General features: G+C 70.6%; 16 protein-coding genes and 1 rRNA gene. 2 read left to right on the forward strand and 15 right to left on the reverse strand.

What is annotated here, in order from left to right; all coding sequences use genetic code 11:
- The 14 genes from WBA97_RS25940 to WBA97_RS26005 all read right to left on the reverse strand — a co-directional run.
- Nucleotides 1-76: ribosomal RNA gene (locus WBA97_RS25940) — 16S ribosomal RNA — on the reverse strand; the annotation flags it as partial.
- Between the two features lie 372 nt (nucleotides 77-448).
- Nucleotides 449-1,723: a tyrosine--tRNA ligase gene (gene tyrS, locus WBA97_RS25945; protein WP_424233585.1), complete on the reverse strand. Its 1,275-nt coding sequence runs from the start codon at nucleotides 1,721-1,723 to the stop codon at nucleotides 449-451.
- 118 nt (nucleotides 1,724-1,841) lie between these two features.
- Entirely contained in the window at nucleotides 1,842-2,474 is a 633-nt protein-coding gene (locus tag WBA97_RS25950) for a DNA-3-methyladenine glycosylase (RefSeq protein WP_424233535.1), read from the reverse strand.
- Nucleotides 2,475-2,484: 10 nt separating this feature from the next.
- Nucleotides 2,485-3,726 carry an MFS transporter gene (locus WBA97_RS25955; RefSeq protein ID WP_424233536.1) on the reverse strand — a complete coding sequence of 414 codons (1,242 nt, stop codon included), beginning with the start codon at nucleotides 3,724-3,726 and terminating at the stop codon, nucleotides 2,485-2,487.
- A complete protein-coding gene (locus tag WBA97_RS25960; RefSeq protein ID WP_424233537.1) occupies nucleotides 3,723-4,292 on the reverse strand; it encodes a winged helix-turn-helix domain-containing protein in 570 nt (189 codons plus the stop codon). The genes WBA97_RS25955 and WBA97_RS25960 overlap by 4 nt, the downstream gene beginning before the upstream one ends.
- 36 nt (nucleotides 4,293-4,328) lie before the next feature.
- Nucleotides 4,329-5,738, reverse strand: coding sequence for an argininosuccinate lyase (gene argH, locus WBA97_RS25965; protein WP_424233538.1), 1,410 nt, complete (start codon nucleotides 5,736-5,738; stop codon nucleotides 4,329-4,331).
- Nucleotides 5,731-6,927 (reverse strand): argininosuccinate synthase, encoded by a 1,197-nt coding sequence (locus WBA97_RS25970; protein ID WP_424233539.1) that lies wholly within the window; start codon nucleotides 6,925-6,927, stop codon nucleotides 5,731-5,733. The genes argH and WBA97_RS25970 overlap by 8 nt, the downstream gene beginning before the upstream one ends.
- Entirely contained in the window at nucleotides 6,920-7,435 is a 516-nt protein-coding gene (locus WBA97_RS25975; protein ID WP_424233540.1) for an arginine repressor, read from the reverse strand. Before WBA97_RS25975 ends, WBA97_RS25970 begins: the two co-directional genes overlap by 8 nt.
- A 130-nt stretch (nucleotides 7,436-7,565) precedes the next feature.
- Nucleotides 7,566-8,483 carry an ornithine carbamoyltransferase gene (argF, locus tag WBA97_RS25980; protein ID WP_424233541.1) on the reverse strand — a complete coding sequence of 306 codons (918 nt, stop codon included), beginning with the start codon at nucleotides 8,481-8,483 and terminating at the stop codon, nucleotides 7,566-7,568.
- A 1-nt stretch (nucleotide 8,484) separates the two neighbouring features.
- Nucleotides 8,485-9,627: an acetylornithine transaminase gene (locus tag WBA97_RS25985; protein WP_424233586.1), complete on the reverse strand. Its 1,143-nt coding sequence runs from the start codon at nucleotides 9,625-9,627 to the stop codon at nucleotides 8,485-8,487.
- A gap of 44 nt (nucleotides 9,628-9,671) precedes the next feature.
- On the reverse strand, nucleotides 9,672-10,559 hold the full coding sequence (gene argB / locus WBA97_RS25990; RefSeq protein ID WP_424233542.1) for an acetylglutamate kinase: 888 nt from the start codon (nucleotides 10,557-10,559) through the stop codon (nucleotides 9,672-9,674).
- On the reverse strand, nucleotides 10,556-11,713 hold the full coding sequence (gene argJ / locus WBA97_RS25995) for a bifunctional glutamate N-acetyltransferase/amino-acid acetyltransferase ArgJ (protein WP_424233543.1): 1,158 nt from the start codon (nucleotides 11,711-11,713) through the stop codon (nucleotides 10,556-10,558). The genes argB and argJ overlap by 4 nt, the downstream gene beginning before the upstream one ends.
- Entirely contained in the window at nucleotides 11,710-12,735 is a 1,026-nt protein-coding gene (gene argC / locus WBA97_RS26000; protein WP_424233544.1) for an N-acetyl-gamma-glutamyl-phosphate reductase, read from the reverse strand. The genes argJ and argC overlap by 4 nt, the downstream gene beginning before the upstream one ends.
- A gap of 203 nt (nucleotides 12,736-12,938) precedes the next feature.
- Nucleotides 12,939-14,537: an alpha/beta hydrolase gene (locus WBA97_RS26005; protein WP_424233545.1), complete on the reverse strand. Its 1,599-nt coding sequence runs from the start codon at nucleotides 14,535-14,537 to the stop codon at nucleotides 12,939-12,941.
- 135 nt (nucleotides 14,538-14,672) lie between these two features.
- On the opposite strand from WBA97_RS26005, the gene WBA97_RS26010 reads away from it, so the two are divergent.
- Together WBA97_RS26010 and WBA97_RS26015 are read left to right on the forward strand one after the other, a co-directional pair.
- Nucleotides 14,673-15,359 carry a DNA alkylation repair protein gene (locus WBA97_RS26010; protein ID WP_424233546.1) on the forward strand — a complete coding sequence of 229 codons (687 nt, stop codon included), beginning with the start codon at nucleotides 14,673-14,675 and terminating at the stop codon, nucleotides 15,357-15,359.
- A 20-nt stretch (nucleotides 15,360-15,379) separates the two neighbouring features.
- Nucleotides 15,380-16,168: an aminoglycoside N(3)-acetyltransferase gene (locus tag WBA97_RS26015; RefSeq protein WP_424233547.1), complete on the forward strand. Its 789-nt coding sequence runs from the start codon at nucleotides 15,380-15,382 to the stop codon at nucleotides 16,166-16,168.
- 13 nt (nucleotides 16,169-16,181) lie between these two features.
- Here the strand turns inward: WBA97_RS26015 and pheT are convergent, their stop codons facing one another.
- Nucleotides 16,182-18,692 carry a phenylalanine--tRNA ligase subunit beta gene (pheT, locus tag WBA97_RS26020; protein WP_424233548.1) on the reverse strand — a complete coding sequence of 837 codons (2,511 nt, stop codon included), beginning with the start codon at nucleotides 18,690-18,692 and terminating at the stop codon, nucleotides 16,182-16,184.
- Nucleotides 18,693-18,703: the final 11 nt, after the last annotated feature.

Here is an 18,703-nt window from a genome sequence, read left to right on the forward strand (position 1 = left end):
GGCTTCATCGTTCGACTTGCATGTGTTAAGCACGCCGCCAGCGTTCGTCCTGAGCCAGGATCAAACTCTCCAACAATGCTTTGTTAGAAGAGAAACAAATCCCAGCAATATATACCTAGCTCCAAAAACAAGAGGCCAGGCACAAGCTCACTAGCATATTGAATCGGCACACTGTTGAGTTCTCAAACAACACACGCACACCCGCCCGACACTGCAAGAGCATCTTCTGGGGGCTTGTTTCAAGCTTATCATCGGCTTCGATCTCTCTCAGCCTCAGGTCGCCCACTCTATCACCTCGCGGTGAGAGCTTGGTTCGCGACCCCCTGCCTTCGCTCCGTTCCGGTCTGGCCTTTCGGCTTTCCGGCCCGTTCCGCGCTGGCAGAGAGAAAGTTACACGGGTCGAAAAACCCCGTTTCACCCACCCCCCCTTAACGGGTGTTCCCGCAGGTCAAGGGGCGATTTCGACCCCAGCGACGCTGCGCTTGCCGCGACGGACCACGAGCCACCGCCCGTGCAGGAGGTCCCCGGGGGCCGGCGTCCACTCCTCGTCGGCGGTCCGCTGGTTGTTCACGTACGCCCCACCCTCCGTCACGGCACGGCGCGCGGCGCCCCTGCTGTCCACGAGCCCGGACGACACCAGCAGGTCGACGATCGTCGGCTTGTCCGCGAGGCGCGCGGTCCCGGTCGGCACCTCGGCCATGGCGGCGTCCAGCGTCGACTCGTCGAGCTCGCGCAGCTCTCCCCTGCCGAACAACGCCCCGCTCGCGGCCACCACCTGCTCGGTCGCGTGCGCACCGTGCACGAGCGTCGTGAACTCGGCGGCCAGGCGTTTCTGCGCGGCACGCAGGTGCGGGCGATCCACGGTCTCCTTCTCGAGCGCGTCGAGCTCCTCGCGCGGCAGGAAGGTGAAGAGCCGCAGGTAGCGGGTGACGTCGGCGTCCCCGACGTTCACGAAGTACTGGTACCAGGCGTACGGCGAGGTCAGCTCGGGATCGAGCCACACGTTGCCGCCGCCGGTCGACTTGCCGAACTTGCGTCCCTCGGCGTCGGTGACCAGCGGCGCGGTGAGCGCGTGCACCGACGCGCCCTCGATCCTGCGCACCAGCTCCACCCCACCGATGATGTTGCCCCACTGGTCGGAGCCGCCCATCTGCAGCGTGCAGCCGTACTTGCGGAACAGCTCCAGGTAGTCGTTGGACTGCAACAGCAGGTAGCTGAACTCGGTGAACGACATGCCGTCGCTCTCGAGGCGCCGCTTCACGGTCTCCCGCGCGAGCATCACGTTGACCGAGAAGTGTTTGCCGACGTCACGGAGGAACTCCAGGACGGAGACGCCGCCGGTCCATTCCAGGTTGTTGACCACGACCGCGCCGGTCGGCGAGTCGTCGAAGTCGACGAACCGTTCGAGCTGGCCGCGGATCCGGTCCGCCCACTCGGCCACGACGTCGAGGGAGTTCAGGGAGCGTTCGCCCTGGTCACGCGGGTCGCCAATCATGCCGGTGGCGCCGCCTGCCAGGACGATCGGCCGGTGCCCGGCCCGTTGGAGCCTGGTGAGCATCAGCAACGGCACCAGGTTCCCCGCGTGCAGGCTCGGCGCGGTCGGGTCGAACCCGACATAGGTGGTCAGCGGGCCGGCATCGAGGTCGCGCCGCAGCGCGTCGAGGTCGGTGGACTGCGCGATCAACCCGCGCCAGGACAGCTCGTCGAGGATGTGCTCCGTCACGGTCACCAATACTCTCCTACCGTCCCGCGACCAGTCGCGCGAGTATCCTGAACACGGCTGATGAACGCTGTCCAAGCCGATCTACGCGCCCGACCCCGTGACGCACACCGCCAGGACGTCAGCGAACGGTCCTGACGCGGCGTTTCCCGCCGCGCCGGTAGACGCTCACGGCCGGTGAGCCGTCGACCCAGAACCGCCACGGGACATCCATCGCCACGGCCACGCCGACGCGTGGACCAGCGACGATGTTCGCCACCGGCTCCCCCGCGTACAGCCGGACCCGCGAGGCCGGGTCGGTGAGGTCGAGGCCGTTGTCGCCGCGTTCCAGGCCGAGCACGGACGTGAGCCGGGCCGGGCCCTTCGCCAGCTCGGCGTCGCTGCGGGACGCGGGGCGCCGGGACCGCGCCACGTCCAGTCCGCCGATCACCTCGCCCGCGCGCAGCAGCACCGCGCCGGGCACGCCGTCGGTCAGCGAGACCACGTTCGCGCAGAAGTGCATGCCGTAGACGAAGTACACGTACAGGTGGCCGGCGGGTCCGAACATGACCTCGTTGCGCGGGGTTCTGCCGCGGTAGCAGTGCGACGCCGGGTCGTCCCCGCCGCGGTAGGCCTCCACCTCGACGAGGCGCACCCGCACGTCGCCGGAGTCGAGCACGCACCCCAGCAGGAGCTTCGCGGCGTCGACCGGGTCGATCGCCAACTCCTCCCTGGTGAGCTGCCTGCCCAGCGATGCGGCACCGGTAACGGACATGTGTTCGACCCTATACGGGCGCCGGAATCCGGTGCTCGGCACGCATCGCGGGCAGGTACAGCGGCGACGACAGGGCCAGTACCAGGCCACCAACGACGATCGCGACGCCCGTCGACACCCCGGACGCGAGCATGGTGAGCAGGATCGAGCCGATCGCGAAGGCGGGCTGGGCGACCATCGAACTCATCGACATCACGGTCGACCGGTGTTCGCCGGTGACCTCGCGGTGCAGCAGCGTCATGTGGACCGGGCCGCTCGCGCCATGCACGGTGTAGCAGGCCAGGAAGGCCGCGACGAGTCCGACGGGGCCGGCGACCAGTCCCATGGTCACGATCGTGGCGGCATGCAGCAACGGCAGCAGGACAGCCGTGCGCCCGACCCCGATCCGGTTGGCCACCAGCATGATCGCCGCCGCGCCGAGCGCGTTCACGAACCACGCGCCCGCGCTGACCGGGCTGACCAGCTCCGTCGCCCGTTCCGCGCCGCCGACCATCTCGGACAGGCGGATCGGCATGAGCTTCTCGAAGGTGACCATGCCGACGGACCAGCACACGTCCACCGCGAGCAGGCAGAGCAGGACGCGGGACCGCGCGGCGATGCCAACGCCCTCGCGGATCACCCTGGGCACCTCGCGGACCGACGCGAGCAGCGCGCGTTTGCCATCGGGGTGCGGGTTCTCGCGGACCAGCAGCGCGATGGCCACGAGACCGGCCACGTGCACGGCGGCCATGAGCAGGACGGGCTGTACGAGCGCGGGCATGCCCGGCAGCTCGACCCACGCGACGATGCCGCCGGTGACCAGTGCACCGGTGCCGATGGCGGCGCCCGCCACGGTGCCGCCCGCGGACAGGCCGCGTTCCAGTTTCGCGTCCGGGTCCTCGGCCAGGGTCGCGTCGACGTACCAGGACTCGAGCGGGCCGCTGTCCAGCGCGCGGTGGACGCCCTGCAGCGCGTAGACCACCGCGAACATCGCGACGGTGTCGGCGAAGAACAGGACGACCACCGAGGTCAGGCAGACCGAGGACGAGAGCAGCAGGACCGGCCTGCGGCCCCACGAGTCGGACAGGCCGCCGGTCGGCAGCTCCAGCGCGAGGACGACGAAGCCCTGGAGTGACACCGTCAGGCCGACTTCGACGATGGTCAGGCCGCGTTCGAGCGGCAGGAGGACCAGCAGCGGCACCCACATACCGGTCGGGAACCAGCGCAGGGCCAGCAGGAACAGGTAGCGGTTGCGGGCCTGGACGCCGGTCATGGTCTGTCACCCAGGTCGGTCGGCATCGAGTAGAGCTGGACCGACACGCGGCGGGCGCCGGGCCGGGGTTCGTCGCCGAGGTTCTCCTTGTACCGGACGATGACCCCTTCCAGCTCGGTCATCAGCTCGTCGAGCTCCTCGGGGGTGGCGGTGACGAGGCCGTCGGACGTGCGCGCGGCGTCACGCCACGCGTCCGGCCAGTACTGGCGTTCGTCCTCCCACCGGGCGTGCAGCTCGGCGAAGTGGTTCGCGTAGTGCCGTTGCAGCCACTGCGCGGCGGCGGCCGCGTCCGGGTCGTCGGCGTGCTCGGTGTCCGACCAGCTGTGCGACTCCTGCGCGGGCTGCCAGAACCGCTGTTTGCCGGTGCCTTCACCGGTCTCGGTGACCAGGTTGACCTCGGCGAGTTTGCGCAGGTGGTAGCTCGTGGCACCGGTGTTCGTGACGAGGCGCTCGGCGAGCTGCGTCGCGGTGGCGGCCCCGTTCAGGCGCAGTTCGCTGAGCAGCCGCGCCCGGAGCGGGTGCGCGAGCACCCGCAGGGCACGGCTGTCCAGGTGGAGGTTGTCCATGCGTGCACAATAACTGTGCACACTAGTTATGCACAATTATTGTGCATACCAGGTTCGCAGGTCGGCGAGGACATTGGTGACCCGGGCGCGCTGCTCGGCGACCCGCGCGGGGGCCGTGCCGCCGTACGCGTCGCGGGACGCGATCGAGCCGTCGACCGTCAGCACGTCCCGCACCTCGGGTGAGAGCGCGGAATGCACGCCTGCCAGTTCCTCGTCGGTCAGGTCCTCGAGGCCGACGCCGCGGGACTCGGCGACCCGGACGCAGTCCCCCGCCGCCTCGTGTGCGACCCGGAACGGCACTCCCTGCCGCACCAGCCACTCCGCGATGTCGGTGGCCAGGGTGAACCCGGCGGGCGCCAGGGCTGCCATGCGGTCGGTGTGGAACGTGAGTGTGCCGACCATGCCCGCGATGGCGGGCAGCAGCAGGTCCAGCTGTTCGACCGAGTCGAACAGCGGTTCCTTGTCCTCCTGCAGGTCGCGGTTGTACGCGAGCGGCTGGGCCTTCAGCACCGCGAGCAGCCCGGTCAGGTTGCCGATCAGCCGCCCCGACTTGCCGCGGGTCAGCTCCGCCACGTCCGGGTTCTTCTTCTGCGGCATGATCGACGAGCCGGTGGCCCACGCGTCGTCGAGCGTCGCGTAGCCGAACTCGGCGGTCGTCCAGATGATCGTCTCCTCCGCGATCCGCGACAGGTTCACGCCCAGCATGGCCAGCACGAACGCCAGCTCGGCGGCGAAGTCGCGGGTGGCGGTGCCGTCGATCGAGTTCTCCGCCGACGCGTCGAAGCCCAGCTCCTTCGCGACGGCCTCGGGGTCAAGGCCCAGCGACGAACCGGCGAGCGCACCAGACCCGTACGGCGAGATCGCCGCGCGCTTGTCCCAGTCCCGCAGGCGGTCCAGGTCACGCAGCAGCGGTTGGACGTGGGCCAGCAGGTGGTGGGCGAGCAGCACCGGCTGGGCGTGCTGGAGGTGGGTCCGGCCCGGCATGACCGCGGTCGGGTGCTGGTCCACCTGGTGCAGCAGCGCGTCCACGACGTGACCGACCCCGGTCGCGACCCGGCGGGCCGCGTCCCGCAGCCACATCCGGAACAGCGTCGCGACCTGGTCGTTGCGGGACCGGCCCGCGCGCAGCTTGCCGCCCAGCTCGGCGCCCGCGCGTTCGATGAGGCCGCGTTCGAGTGCGGTGTGCACGTCCTCGTCGGCGAGCACCGGAGTGAACTCGCCGGACGCCACGTCGGCGGCGAGTGAGTCGAGCGCGGCGAGCATGCCCGTCAGCTCGTCGTCGGTCAGCAGCTTCGCCTTGTGCAGCACCCTGGCGTGGGCCCGCGAACCGGCGATGTCGTACGGCGCGAGCCGCCAGTCGAAGTGGGTGGACAGCGACAGCCGCGCCATCGCCTCGGCCGGTCCCGACGAGAAACGGCCGCCCCACAGGGCAGTTGGCTCAGACATTCTGGTCCCTCTTCGCGGCGATCTTGGATGGCAGGCCCCACAACTGCACGAAGCCCTTGGCGAGCGACTGGTCGAACACGTCGCCCTCGTCGTAGGTGGCGAGGTTGAAGTCGTACAGGGACTGTTCGCTGCGCCTGCCGTTCACGACCGCGCGGCCACCGTGCAGCACCATGCGGATCTCGCCGGACACGTGCCGCTGCGACTCCCCGACGAACGTGTCGAGTGCGTCCTTGAGCGGGGAGAACCACAGGCCGTCGTAGACCAGCTCACCCCAGCGCTGCTCGACCTGCCGTTTGAACCGGGCGAGGTCGCGTTCGACGGTGACGCTCTCCAGCTCCTGGTGCGCGGTGATCAGTGCGAGCGCGCCCGGCGCCTCGTAGACCTCGCGGCTCTTGATGCCGACGAGCCGGTCCTCGACCATGTCCAGCCTGCCGACGCCCTGTGCGCCCGCGCGCCGGTTGAGCTGCTGGATCGCCTGCAGGACCGTGACGGTCTCGCCGTCGATGGCGACCGGGACGCCCTTGTCGAACGTGATGACCAGCTCGTCGGCGTCCCTCTGCTCCGCTGGGTCGTCGGTGTAGGAGTACACGTCCTCGATCGGCGCGTGCCAGATGTCCTCGAGGAAGCCGGTCTCGACCGCGCGACCCCACACGTTCTGGTCGACCGAGTACGGCGAGGACGTGCTCTGGTCGATCGGCAGGTCGCGGTCGTGCGCCCAGGCGATGGCCTTCTCGCGGGTCCACGCGAAGTCGCGGACCGGGGCGATCACCGAGAGGTCGGGGGCGAGCGCACCGATGCCGACCTCGAAGCGGACCTGGTCGTTGCCCTTGCCGGTGCAGCCGTGGCTCACCGTCGACGCGCCGTGGTACCTGGCCGCCTCGACCAGGTGCTTGACGATCACCGGGCGGGACAGGGCGGAGACCAGCGGGTAGCGGTCCATGTAGAGCGCGTTGGCCTGCAGCGCGGGCAGGCAGTACTGCTCGGCGAACTCGTCGCGCGCGTCGGTGACGACGGCCTCCACGGCGCCGCACTCCAGCGCCCGCTTACGGATCGTGTCGAGGTCCTCGCCGCCCTGTCCGACGTCGACGGCCACCGCAACGACCTCGGCGCCGGTCTCCTCCGCGATCCAGCCGATCGCCACGGACGTGTCCAGACCGCCCGAGTAGGCGAGGACTATCCGCTCACTCATCGTTGTCTCCCTCTTGCGTGCCCGCCGCGAGGGCGGTGAAGCGTTCGGCCAGGTCCTTACCCGACAACGGTTCCCTGGCGATGACCATCACGGTGTCGTCACCGGCGATGGTGCCGACGACCTCGTGCAGGGCGGCCCGGTCGATCGCGCTGGCTAGGAACTGCGCGGCACCGGGCGGGGTTCGTAAGACCGTCAGGTTCGCCGAGTAGTCGGCCGAGACCATCAGCTCGGTCAGCAGGCGGGACAGCCTCGACGTGCCGCCCTGGACACCACGCACCGGCGCGCCGTCCTCGGGGATCACGTAGACCGCGGCGCCACCGTCGACACCGCGCAGCTTGACCGCGCCCAGCTCGTCGAGATCCCGGGACAGGGTCGCCTGAGTGACGTCGATGCCCTCGCCCGCGAGGAGTTTCGCGAGTTCGGTCTGGCTGCGGATACCCATCGCCGAGACCAGTTCGACGATCCGCGCCTGCCTGGCGACGCGGGTCGCGCCGGATACCGCCGTCATGCCACCACCTCGCCCGTCGCGTGACGCCGGAAAGCTCCGCCACATCGGTGATTCGCTCCGCAAGCTGCGCCATATCGACGATTCGCTCCGCAAGCTGCGCCACATCGACGATTCGCTCCGCAAGCTGCGCTCATGCCCCCACCGCCCACGCCAGCAGCGCCTTCTGTGCGTGCAACCGGTTCTCCGCCTCGTCCCACACCGCGCCCGCCGGGCCGTCGAGCACCTCGTCGGTGATCTCCCGGCCGCGGTGCGCGGGCAGGCAGTGCAGCACGATCGCACCGTCGGCGGCCCGCGCCAGCAGGTCCGCGTTGACCTGGAACGGGCGGAACGGCGCGACCCGGTCCCTGCCGTCGTTCTCCTGGCCCATGGAGGTCCACGCGTCGGTGACCAGCACGTCCGCGCCGTCGACCGCGGCGTGCGGGTCGGACAGCGCGGTCACCGAGCCGCCCGTGCCGGTCGCGCGCCTCGTGGCGTCGAGCAGCACGTCCTGGTGCGGTGCGAAGCCCTCCGGGTGAGCGATGCGCACGTGCAGGCCCGCGGTGGCGCCGCCCAGAAGCAGCGAGTGGGCCATGTTGTTGGCGCCGTCGCCGAGGTAGGTCAGCGTGACGCCGCTGAGCCTGCCGTGCCGCTCGCGGATGGTCTGCAGGTCGGCGAGCACCTGGCACGGGTGGAACTCGTCGGTGAGCGCGTTGATCACCGGGACGCTCGAGACCGAGGCCATCGCGGTCATCCTGTCCTGTGCGTAGGTCCGCCACACGATCGCGTCGACGTACCGGGACAGCACGCGCGAGGTGTCCTCGATGGTCTCCTCACGACCGAGCTGCATGGCGCGGCCGTCTATGACGATGGGTTGACCGCCGAGCTGGCCGATGCCGACCTCGAACGACAGGCGGGTGCGCGTGGAGTTCTTCTCGAAGATCGCCGCGACCGACAACCCACCGAGCGAGGTGAACCCGTGCGGGTCGGCCTTCATCCGGTCGGCGAGGTCGAGGATGGAGAGCTGGTCGTCCGGGGTCAGGTCGTCGTCGCGCAGGAAGTGCCGGACCACGTCATGCCTCCCGTGCCGCGTCGAGGACTCCCGGCAGGGCGTCGAGGAAACCGCGCACCTGCTCTGCGTCGAGGATCAGCGGTGGCGCGAGCCGGACCGCGTCGGGCTGCACGTTGTTGACCAGGTAACCGGCCTGCCGCGCGGCGGCCGCGACGGCGCCGGACACCGGCCCCGAGAGGCCGATGCCGAGCAGCAGGCCACTCCCCCGCACCTCGGTGACCAGCGGGTGGTCCAGTGCCTCGACCCCGGCGGCGATCTCCTTGCCCAGCGCGGCGGCCCGCTCGCACAGGCCGTCGGCGGCGATGGTGCGCAGGACCGCGAGACCGGCCGCGCAGCAGACGGGGTTGCCGCCGAAGGTGGTGCCGTGCTGCCCCGGGTTCAGCAGGTCGCCCGCCGCGCCGACGCCGATGCAGGCGCCAAGCGGCAGCCCGCCACCAAGGCCCTTGGCCAGGGTGATGACGTCCGGGGTGATGCCTGCCTGCTGGAAGGCGAACCAGGTGCCGAGGCGGCCGAGCCCGGTCTGCACCTCGTCCACCACGAGCAGCGCGCCGGCCGAGGTCGTGATCTCCCTGGCCGCCTGCAGGAAGCCCTCGGGCGCGGGGTACACGCCGCCCTCGCCCAGCACCGGCTCGATGAACACCGCGGCGGTCTCGTCGTCCACGGCGGCACGCAGCGCCTCGACGTCGCCGAACGGGATGTGCGTGACGCTGTGCAGCAGCGGCTCGAACGGGGTCCGTTTGGCTGGCTGGCCGGTGACGGTGAGCGCGCCCATGGTGCGGCCGTGGAACGCGCCGTCGCAGGCCACGAGCTTGGTGCGGCCGGTGAGGCGGGACAGCTTGACCGCCGCCTCGACGGCCTCCGCGCCCGAGTTGCAGAATAAGACCTTCGCCTGGCCCGCGAGCCCCGCCACGTCGAGCAGCTCCTCGGCCAGCTCGACGGTGACCTGGTTGACGTACAGGTTCGAGGTGTGGCCCAGCGTCTCGATCTGCTCGGTCACCGCGGCCACGATCGCCGGGTGCGCGTGGCCGAGCGCGTTGACCGCGATGCCGGCCACCAGGTCGAGATACCGGCTGCCGTCGGCGTCCCAGACGTACGCGCCCTCCCCGCGCACCAGCGTGAGCGCGGGTGTGCCGTAGTTGTCCATGAGGGACGCCCGCCACCTGGCCTGGCCGTCCGCGTTGGAGCTGATCACTGGTTTCCCTCCTCGGGCAGGACCATCGTGCCGACCCCGGTGCCGGTGAACACCTCGAGCAGCACCGAGTGGGCGAGCCTGCCGTCGATCACGTGGGCACGCGGCACGCCGCCGCGCACGGCCGCGAGGCACGCCTCCATCTTCGGGATCATCCCGCTGGCGAGGCCCGGCAGCAGCCGCTCCAGCTCGTCGGCACGCACCTGGTTGAGCAGCGAGTCCTTGTTCGGCCAGTCCGCGTACAGGCCCTCGACGTCGGTCAGCATGACGAGCTTCTCGGCGCCGAGCGCGACCGCGATCGCGGCGGCCGCCGTGTCGGCGTTCACGTTGTGCGCCAGGCCGTCGATGTCCGGGGCGACCGTGGACACGACCGGGATGCGGCCTGCGCGGACGATGTCGAGGACCGCCTCCGGCTTCACCGCGATGACCTCGCCGACGAGCCCGATATCGACCTCCTCACCGGCCACGGTGGCCGTGCGGCGCCGCGCGGTGAGCAGGTGCGCGTCCTCGCCGGAGATCGCGACCGCGTACGGGCCGTGCGCGTTGATCAACGCGACCAGCTCGCGGGACACCTGACCGGTGAGCACCATGCGGACCACGTCCATGGTCTCCGGTGTGGTGACGCGCAGCCCGGCCTTGAACTCGCCGGGGATGCCGAGCCGGTTGAGCATCGCGGTGATCTGCGGGCCGCCGCCGTGCACCACGACCGGGTGCAGACCGCACAGCTTGAGGAACACCATGTCCTGCGCGAACGCGGCCTTCAGCTCCTCGTCGACCATCGCGTTGCCGCCGTACTTCACGACCACCGTGGCGCCGTGGAACCGTTGCAGCCACGGCAACGCCTCGATCAGGACGGCGGCCTTCCCCGCTGCCAGCGGGATCGTCATGACGAGTACGCGCTGTTCTCTTCGACGTAGCCGTGCGACAGGTCGGTGGTCAGCACGGTCGCGCTGCCAGGCCCGGCACGCAGGTCGATCTCCACCGTGATGTCCCGGCCGGACAGGTCCGCCTTCGACCGGTCCTCGCCCGCCGCGCCCGCCGCGCAGACCACGACGCCGTTGATCGTGATGTCCAGCCTCGTGGGGTCGAACTCGACCGGTGCGTTGCCGACCGCCATCGCGACACGGCCCCAGTTCGGGTCGGAGCCGAAGAACGCCGTCTTGCAGAGGTTGTCGCGCGCGACGGTCCGCGCGGCGACGGCCGCGTCCGCGTCGCTGACAGCGCCCCGCACGGTGACGGTCACGTGCTTGGTGACGCCTTCCGCGTCGGCCTGGAGCTGGGCGACGAGGTCGCGGCACAGCCCGGTGAGCGCGGCGGTGAACTCCTCGACCGGGACCTCCCGGTCGGACGCGCCAGAGCACAGCAGCAGCACGGTGTCGTTGGTGGAGGTGCCAGCGTCGATGTCGAGTGCGTTGAAGGTCACGTTCACCGCGGCCCGGAGCGCGGCGTCCACATCGGACTGGTCGAGCACCGCGTCGGTGGTGATGACCGACAGCATCGTCGCCATGTTCGGCGCGCACATGCCCGCCCCCTTGGCGAAACCACCCAGTGCCCAGCCGTCCTGGACGGACGCGGCGTGCTTGGGCACGGAGTCGGTGGTCATGACGGCCGTTGCCGCGTCGATCCCCGCCTCCTCCGTGCCGGCGAGCCGCGCGGCGGCCGCGGTGACGCCTGCCTTGAGCTTGTCCATCGGCAGGCGGGCGCCGATCAGCCCGGTGGAGCAGACGGCCACGTCGATCGCGCCGATCCCCAGCGTCTCCGCGACGTGCTCGGCGGTCGCGTGCGTGTCCTGGAAGCCCTCCGGCCCGGTGCACGCGTTGGCACCACCCGAGTTCAGCACGACCGCCTTCACCCGGCCGGTCGCCAGCACCTGCTGTGACCACAGGACGGGCGCGGCCTTCACCTTGTTGCGGGTGAAGACGCCCGCGGCCACGTCGAGCGGGCCGTCGTTGACCACGATGGTCAGGTCCTTGTTGCCGTTCTCCTTGATCCCGGCGGCGACTCCCGCGGCGCGGAAACCCTTGGGCGCGTTGATCGTCACGGCGCTACCCCCACTGTGCTCAGTCCGGTGGTCTCCGGCAGGCCGAGCGCGATGTTCATCGACTGGACGGCCGCGCCCGCCGTGCCCTTGGTCAGGTTGTCGAGCGCGGCGACCACCACGAGGCGGCCCGCGTCGCGGTCGACGGTCGCGCGCAGTTGCACGGCGTTGGAGCCGAGCGTGGCGGCGGTCGCGGGCCACGAGTTCTCGAGGACGTGGACGAACGGCTCGTCGGCGTAGGCCTTGCGGTAGACCTCGTCCGGATCGACGTCGTTCGGCGGTGGCTTCAGCGGCGCCGACGCGGTGGTCAGGATGCCGCGGGGCATGGGCGCGAGGACCGGCGTGAACGACACGGCGACCCGCTCGCCCGCGATCCGCCCGAGATTCTGCGCGATCTCCGGGGTGTGGCGGTGCGTGCCGCCGACGCCGTACGCGCTGGCCGAGCCCATGACCTCGGAGCCGAGCAGGTGCGGCTTGAGGGACTTGCCCGCGCCGGACGTGCCGCTGACCGAGACGACCACCACGTCCGGCTCGATCACGCCCGCCGCCAGCGCGGGGGCGAGCGCGAGGGACGCGCCTGTCGGGTAGCAGCCGGGGACGGCGATCCGCGTGGCGTTCCGGAGTTTCTCGCGGTGGCCGGGCAGCTCGGGCAGGCCGTACGGCCAGGTGCCCGCGTGCTCGCCGCCGTACCAGCGGGCCCAGTCGTCGGCGCTTGCCAGCCGGTGGTCGGCACCGCAGTCGACCACGAGCGTGTCCTGGCCAAGGCGCGCGGCGATCTCGGCTGAGTGGCCGTGCGGCAGCGCGAGGAAGACCACGTCGTGGCCCGCGAGCTGCTCTGCCGTGGTCTCGGCGAGGACGCGGTCCGCGAGTGGGAGGAGGTGGGGCTGGTGCGTGCCGAGCTGGGTGCCCGCGTTGCCGCCCGCGGTCAGCGCGCCGATCTCCACGTCCGGGTGGCCGAGCAGCAGCCGCAGCAGCTCACCCCCGGCGTACCCACTGGCACCGCCCACCGCGATTCGGATCGTCACGTGGATGATTATGCATGCTCATGCAAACCCACTCAACCGAGATTGGGTGGGCACGAGCAACGGGCGCCCCCGGGGTGACCCAGGAGCGCCCGCCGCGTGCTCGAATCACAAACTCGGGGGTCCCGAATCGCAGACTCGCGGGTCCCGAACGGTGGACTCGCGGGTTCCGGACGGTGGACTCGCGGGGTTGTGGGCGGGACGCGTTACCGGGGAACGGCGACCGCCAGCTCGGCGCGGAGCTCCGCCGACGGGTCCGACGCGGCCCGCTTGTCGGCCTCGGCACCCGAGGGCACCGGCGCGGGCACCGGTTCGCACTGGACGTCGGAGCCGTTGCCCGGCTTGCGTGCAGGCAGCGCACCCGTCTTCAGGTACTCCGTGATGATGTCGTCGGTGCACGCCACGCCGGAGAGCGACCCCGAGTGGGTGGTGCCCCCGACACCCTCGACGAGAACCGAGTTCGGGAACAGCTTGCGCACCTCGATGGCGCCGGAGTACGGCGTGGCCGAGTCCAGCGTCTCGTTGATCAGCAGCGCGCTGTCGACCCCCCGGCCGTCGACCTTCACCGGCTTGTCCGCCGCCGAGGGCCAGTAGACGCACGGCGCGTTGAACCACACGTTGCCCCACGTCTCGAACGGCGCGCGGGCGAAGGTGATCCAGTTGTCGACGCGCCACTTGTGCCAGTTCGTCGGCCACTGCTTGTCGGTGCACGACACCGCGAGGTACACGGCGTGCCCGTTGTCGTCGAACGGCGGCGTGCCGTACAGGTCCTGGAGCGTCTGCCAGTCACCGTCGTGGACGTAACCGGAGAACGCGTTGGCGACGTCCTCCCAGCCGTACACGTAGTACGCGGCCTGCAGGAAGATGTCGGTCCACTCGTCAGGACCGATCACGCCGCCTGCCGGGGCACGCAGCAGTTCGGCCTGCTTCTGGTAGAACAGCGCCTCGACCTGACGGCCCGTGGTGCCGAGATGGTAGACGCTGTCGTACGTGGCGACCCAGTCGAAGTAGACCTTGATGTTGCGGTCGAAGGCGACATCCTGGTCGAGGTTCGACTCGTACCAGACCTTCTTCGGGTTCACGTTGCCGTCGAACACGACGCGACGCAGCCGGTCCGGGAACAGCGTGCCGTACACCTGACCCAGATAGGTGCCGTACGAGAACCCGTAGTAGTTGACCTGCTCCGCGCCGAGCGCCTTGCGAATGCTCTCCATGTCGTTCGCCGAGTCGACGGTCGTCATGTGTTCGAGCAGTTTCCCGCCGTTCTCACCGCACGCGTCCGCGTAATCCTTCGAACGCTTCAGCCACGTCCGTTCGAGACCCGGCGTGATCGGCACGAAGAACGGCCGGTTGTAACCGTCGTAGTCCGGAATGCACGACAGTGAAGGCTGGCTGGCACCGACACCCCTCGGGTCGAAGCCGATCCAGTCGTACCCGTCGCCGCCACCGTCCGGAACGAAGTCGCCGAAGATCGAGTAGATGAGGCCGGAACCGCCCGGACCACCCGGGTTGACCAGCATCGGGCCCTGGTACTCCGCGTCCGGACTCTTGTGCGTCACCCGCGACACGGCGAGCTTGATCTTCTCGCCGTCCGGCTTCGCGTAGTCGAGGGGGACCTCGAGGAAGCCGCACTTGGCCCCCGCGTCCACGAGCCGGGGATTGTCGCATTCACCCCATTGGATGGCTTTTGGCGTGAATTCAGGTGTTTTTGTCGGCGCGGCGGAAGCAACCGACGTTGCGGTGAGCCCGCTGAACACGACTCCCGCGATCGCTGCCAGAGCAGCGAATCTCTTGACTTTGATCACCGGACGAGCCTGCCTCCGAAATAGCGAGCGCGGAACACCCCGAAAGTCGATTTACCGTATTGTGACGGCACACAGCGCGACCACTCGAACACACTCCACTGAGGATTGTCGGTGCCCTCGCGTAGTTTGCGCCCCATGGACGAATCCCGTGCTCTCGTCGTCGCGGTGCGGTCGGGCCTCGCCGCCGCTGGCGACCAGCGCAAGGCACCGGAGATGCAGCGCTACATGCGCTCGGAGCTGCCGTTTCGCGGGGTCGCATCGCCGGAACGCACGGCGCTGGCGAAGGAACTGTTCGCCGCGCACCCGCTGCCAGACGAGACCGCGCTGCGGACGGCGGCGCTGACGCTGTGGCGGGAGGCCGCCTACCGCGAGGAGCGGTACCTGGCGATCGCCATGACCGGGCACCGCGCGTACCGGGCGTGGCAGACCCCCGCGCTGCTGCCGCTGTACGAGGAGATGATCGTCACCGGCGCGTGGTGGGACTACGTCGACGAGCTCGCGAACCGCAGGATCGGCCCGCTGTTACGTGGGTTCCCGGCCGAGCTGACGCCGGTCATGCACGCGTGGGCGACCGAAGAGGACAGGTGGAAGCGGCGCACGTCGATCATCTGTCAGCTGAGCTTCAAGGAGGCCACCGACACCGCGCTGCTGACGGCGGCGATCGAGGCGAACCTGCACGACCGGGACTTCTTCATCCGCAAGGGCATCGGCTGGGCGCTGCGCCAGTTCGCCCGCACCGAACCGGGCTGGGTGCTGGCGTTCGTCGACGCGCACCCCGGCCTGTCACCCCTGTCCGTGCGGGAGGCCGTTAAGCACTTGTAGCCGTTGGCAGGATGGTCTGTGTGACTTCACTCCCCGCGACACGGGCGTCGCTCGCCGCCGACCTCGCGGAACTCGGCCTGTCCTCGGGCGACACCGTGCTCGTGCACTCGTCGATGCGCGCGATCGGCTGGGTGCCGGGCGGCCCGGTGGCCGTGGTGCAGGCACTGCTGGACGTGCTGGGGCCGGACGGCACGCTCGTGGTGCCCGCGCAGACGGTGGGCAACTCGGACCCGAAGCACTGGTCCCGGCCACCCGTGCCGGAGGCGTGGTGGCCGGCCGTCCGCGAGCACATGCCCGCGTTCGACCCGGCGATCACCCCGAGCCGTGGCCTCGGCGCGGTGGCGGAGTTGGTGCGGACGTGGCCGGGCGCGGTGCGGAGCAACCACCCGCACACGTCGTTCGCGGCGGTCGGCGCCAGGGCGGCCGCGCTGATGGCGAGGCACGACCTGGAGAGCCAGCTGGGTGAGGGTTCCCCGCTGCGGGCGCTGGAAGAGGCGAACGCGCGGGTGCTCCTGCTCGGCGTCGGCTTCGACGTGTGCACGGCCTTCCACCTCGCGGAGTACCGGGTCCCGTCCCCGACGACGACCCAACACAGCGCGGCCGTGCTCACCGGCAACGGCCGCGAGTGGATCACGTACACGGATACCGACACCGACAGCGACGACTTCGGCAAGCTGGGCGCCGCCTACGAACCGACGGCCACCTCGGCCAGGGCGCAGGTCGGCTCGGCGGACACCCGCCTGTTCCCGCTTCCAGAGGCGGTGGCCTTCGCGACGGAGTGGTTAGGCGCGAACCGCCACCACCAGTAGGGCCGAGACCCGCTCAGGCGCGGAGCGCGGCGCCGAACCTCGACGCGGTGGCGGCCACGGCGGCATCCCTGGCCGCGGTCGCCTCCTCCACCGTCAGTGTCCGGTCGGCTGCCCGGAACCGCAGCGAGTAGGCCAGCGACCGCTTGCCCTCGCCGACCTGCTCGCCGGTGAACACGTCGAACAGGTGCAGCTCTTCGAGCAGGTCACCGCCGCCACCACGCAGCGTGTCCGCGACCTCGGCGACCGGCACGGCCTCGTCGACCACCAGCGCCACGTCCAGCAGCACCGGCGGGTACGGCGACGGCGACGGCGCGGGCCTGCGGTCGGACAACGGGAGACCGTCGAGCTTCAGCTCCATCGCGCACGTGCGCTTGGGCAGCCCGAGCTTGTCGATCACCTTCGGGTGCAGCTCACCCGCGTAGCCGACGGCGAGGTCACCGACCAGCAGCTGCGCGCACCGGCCGGGGTGCCACGGCGCCAGCTCACCGGCCTTCACGGTCAGCTCGACGCCGGCGGCCTCCGCGACGATCTCCGCGGCGCGCACGGCGTCCGCCCAGCTCGCCTGCGCGCCAGGACCCCACCAGCCCGTCCGCTCGCGGTTGCCCGCCAGTACCACCGCGGTGTGCACCGGCTGCTGCGGCAGCGCGGCGTGCAGGCTCGCGATCTCGGCGTCGCTCGGGCGGTCCGCCACCCCGACCTCGGGCACCGGCACCTGCTGCGCCTTCGGCAGCGTCACCTGTCCGATGTGGAACAGCGCGACGTCCCGCGTGCCGCGGGACACGTTGCGCACCAACGCGTCCAGGAGACCGGGCAGCAGGGTCGTGGCCAGCTCGCTGCGTTCGGCCTCGAGCGGGTTGAGGATCGTGATGGTGCGGCGGCGGCTGTCCTCCTGGTCGAGGCCGAGCGAGTCCCACACGGTCGGCGACACGAACGGGAACGGGATCACCTCGACGTAGCCCGCCTCCGCGAGTGCGCGGCCGACCGACCGCCTGCGGCGCTGGCTCGCCGTGGTGCCGGTACCGGGCCGGGCGGAGGGCAGCACCGTCGGGATCGTGTCGTACCCCTCCAGTCGCAGCACCTCCTCCACCAGGTCGGCGGGCTCGGCGAGGTCGGGCCGCCAGGTCGGCGGCTGCGCGACCACGTACGGCTTGCCGTCGTCGCCGGTGAACACCTCGGTGCCGCAGCCGATCTGCTGGAGCCTCCGCACGGTCGCGCCGCCCGGGTACCGCGTGCCCGCGACCCGGTCCGGCATGCCGAGCGCCATGGTCACGGTCGGCAGCGCGTGCACGCCGCCCTCGTCGGTGCGGCCGGGCTGGATGCTGCCGTCCGCGTGGTCACGCAGCAGGCGGGCCGCCCGCTCCAGCGCCATCGGCGGGATGTTCGCGTCGACGTGGCGCTCGAACCGCTTCGAGGCCTCCGACGGCAGCTTGTGCCTGCGCACGGTCCGCGCGATCGACGCCGGGTCCCAGACCGCGGCCTCCAGCAGGATGTCCGTGCTGTCGTCGCGGACCTCGGTGCGTGCCCCACCCATCACACCGGCCAGCGAGACCACGCCGGTCTCGTCGGAGATCACGATGTCGTCCGGGTCCAGATCGCGCACGGTGTCGTCGAGCGTGGTGAGCTTCTCTCCCGGCTTCGCGTGGCGCACGACAAGGCCGCCCTTGATCGACGGGGTGTCGAAGGCGTGCATGGGCTGGCCCATCTCGAGCATCACGTAGTTCGTGACGTCGACGGCCAGCGAGATCGACCGGATCCCGGCCAGCATCAGCCTGCGCCGCACCCAGAACGGGGTCGGCGCGGTCGGGTCGACCCCGGTGACGCGGCGCGCGACGAACCGAGGGCAGTCGTCCTCGCTCTCGACGGTCACCGAGAACGCGTCGCCCTCCGCCTCCGGCACGTCGATGGCGGCCGGGTCGCGGTAGTCGATGTCGAACGCGCAGGCCAGCTCGCGGGCCAGGCCGCGGATGGAGAACGCGTAGCCGCGGTCGGGCGTGATCGACAGCTCGATCACGCTCTCGTCGAGGCCGAGCAGCTCGACGGCGTCGTCACCGGCGCCCGCCTCGCCACTGGGCAACACGAGGATGCCCGAGTGCTCGTCGCCGAGGCCCAGCTCCCGTGCCGAGCAGATCATGCCGTTGCTGATCCGGCCGTACGTCTTGCGCGCGGCGATCGAGAAACCGCCGGGCAGCACCGCGCCGGGCAGCGCGACCACCACGAGGTCGCCCTCGGCGAAGTTCGTCGCACCGCAGACGATCCCGCGCACGCGGGGCTCGCCCTCGATGACGTCGTCGTGGTCGTCGGCCTCCGCGACCTCGACCATGCAGTACCGGATCGGCTTCTTGAACTCGGAGAGCTCCTCGATCTCGGCGACCCTCCCGACCACGACGGGACCGGTCACCGGGCCGAGTGGCGTGACCTCCTCGACCTCGAGGCCGACACGGACGAACGCCTCGGCGATCTGTTCCGCCGAGTAGTTCTCGTCGGACTCGAGGTGCTCGGTGAGCCAGCTGACGGGTACCCGCACGGTGTTCCTCT

The organism is Actinophytocola sp. (assembly GCF_049647105.1).
Taxonomy (GTDB): Bacteria; Actinomycetota; Actinomycetes; order Mycobacteriales; family Pseudonocardiaceae; genus Actinophytocola.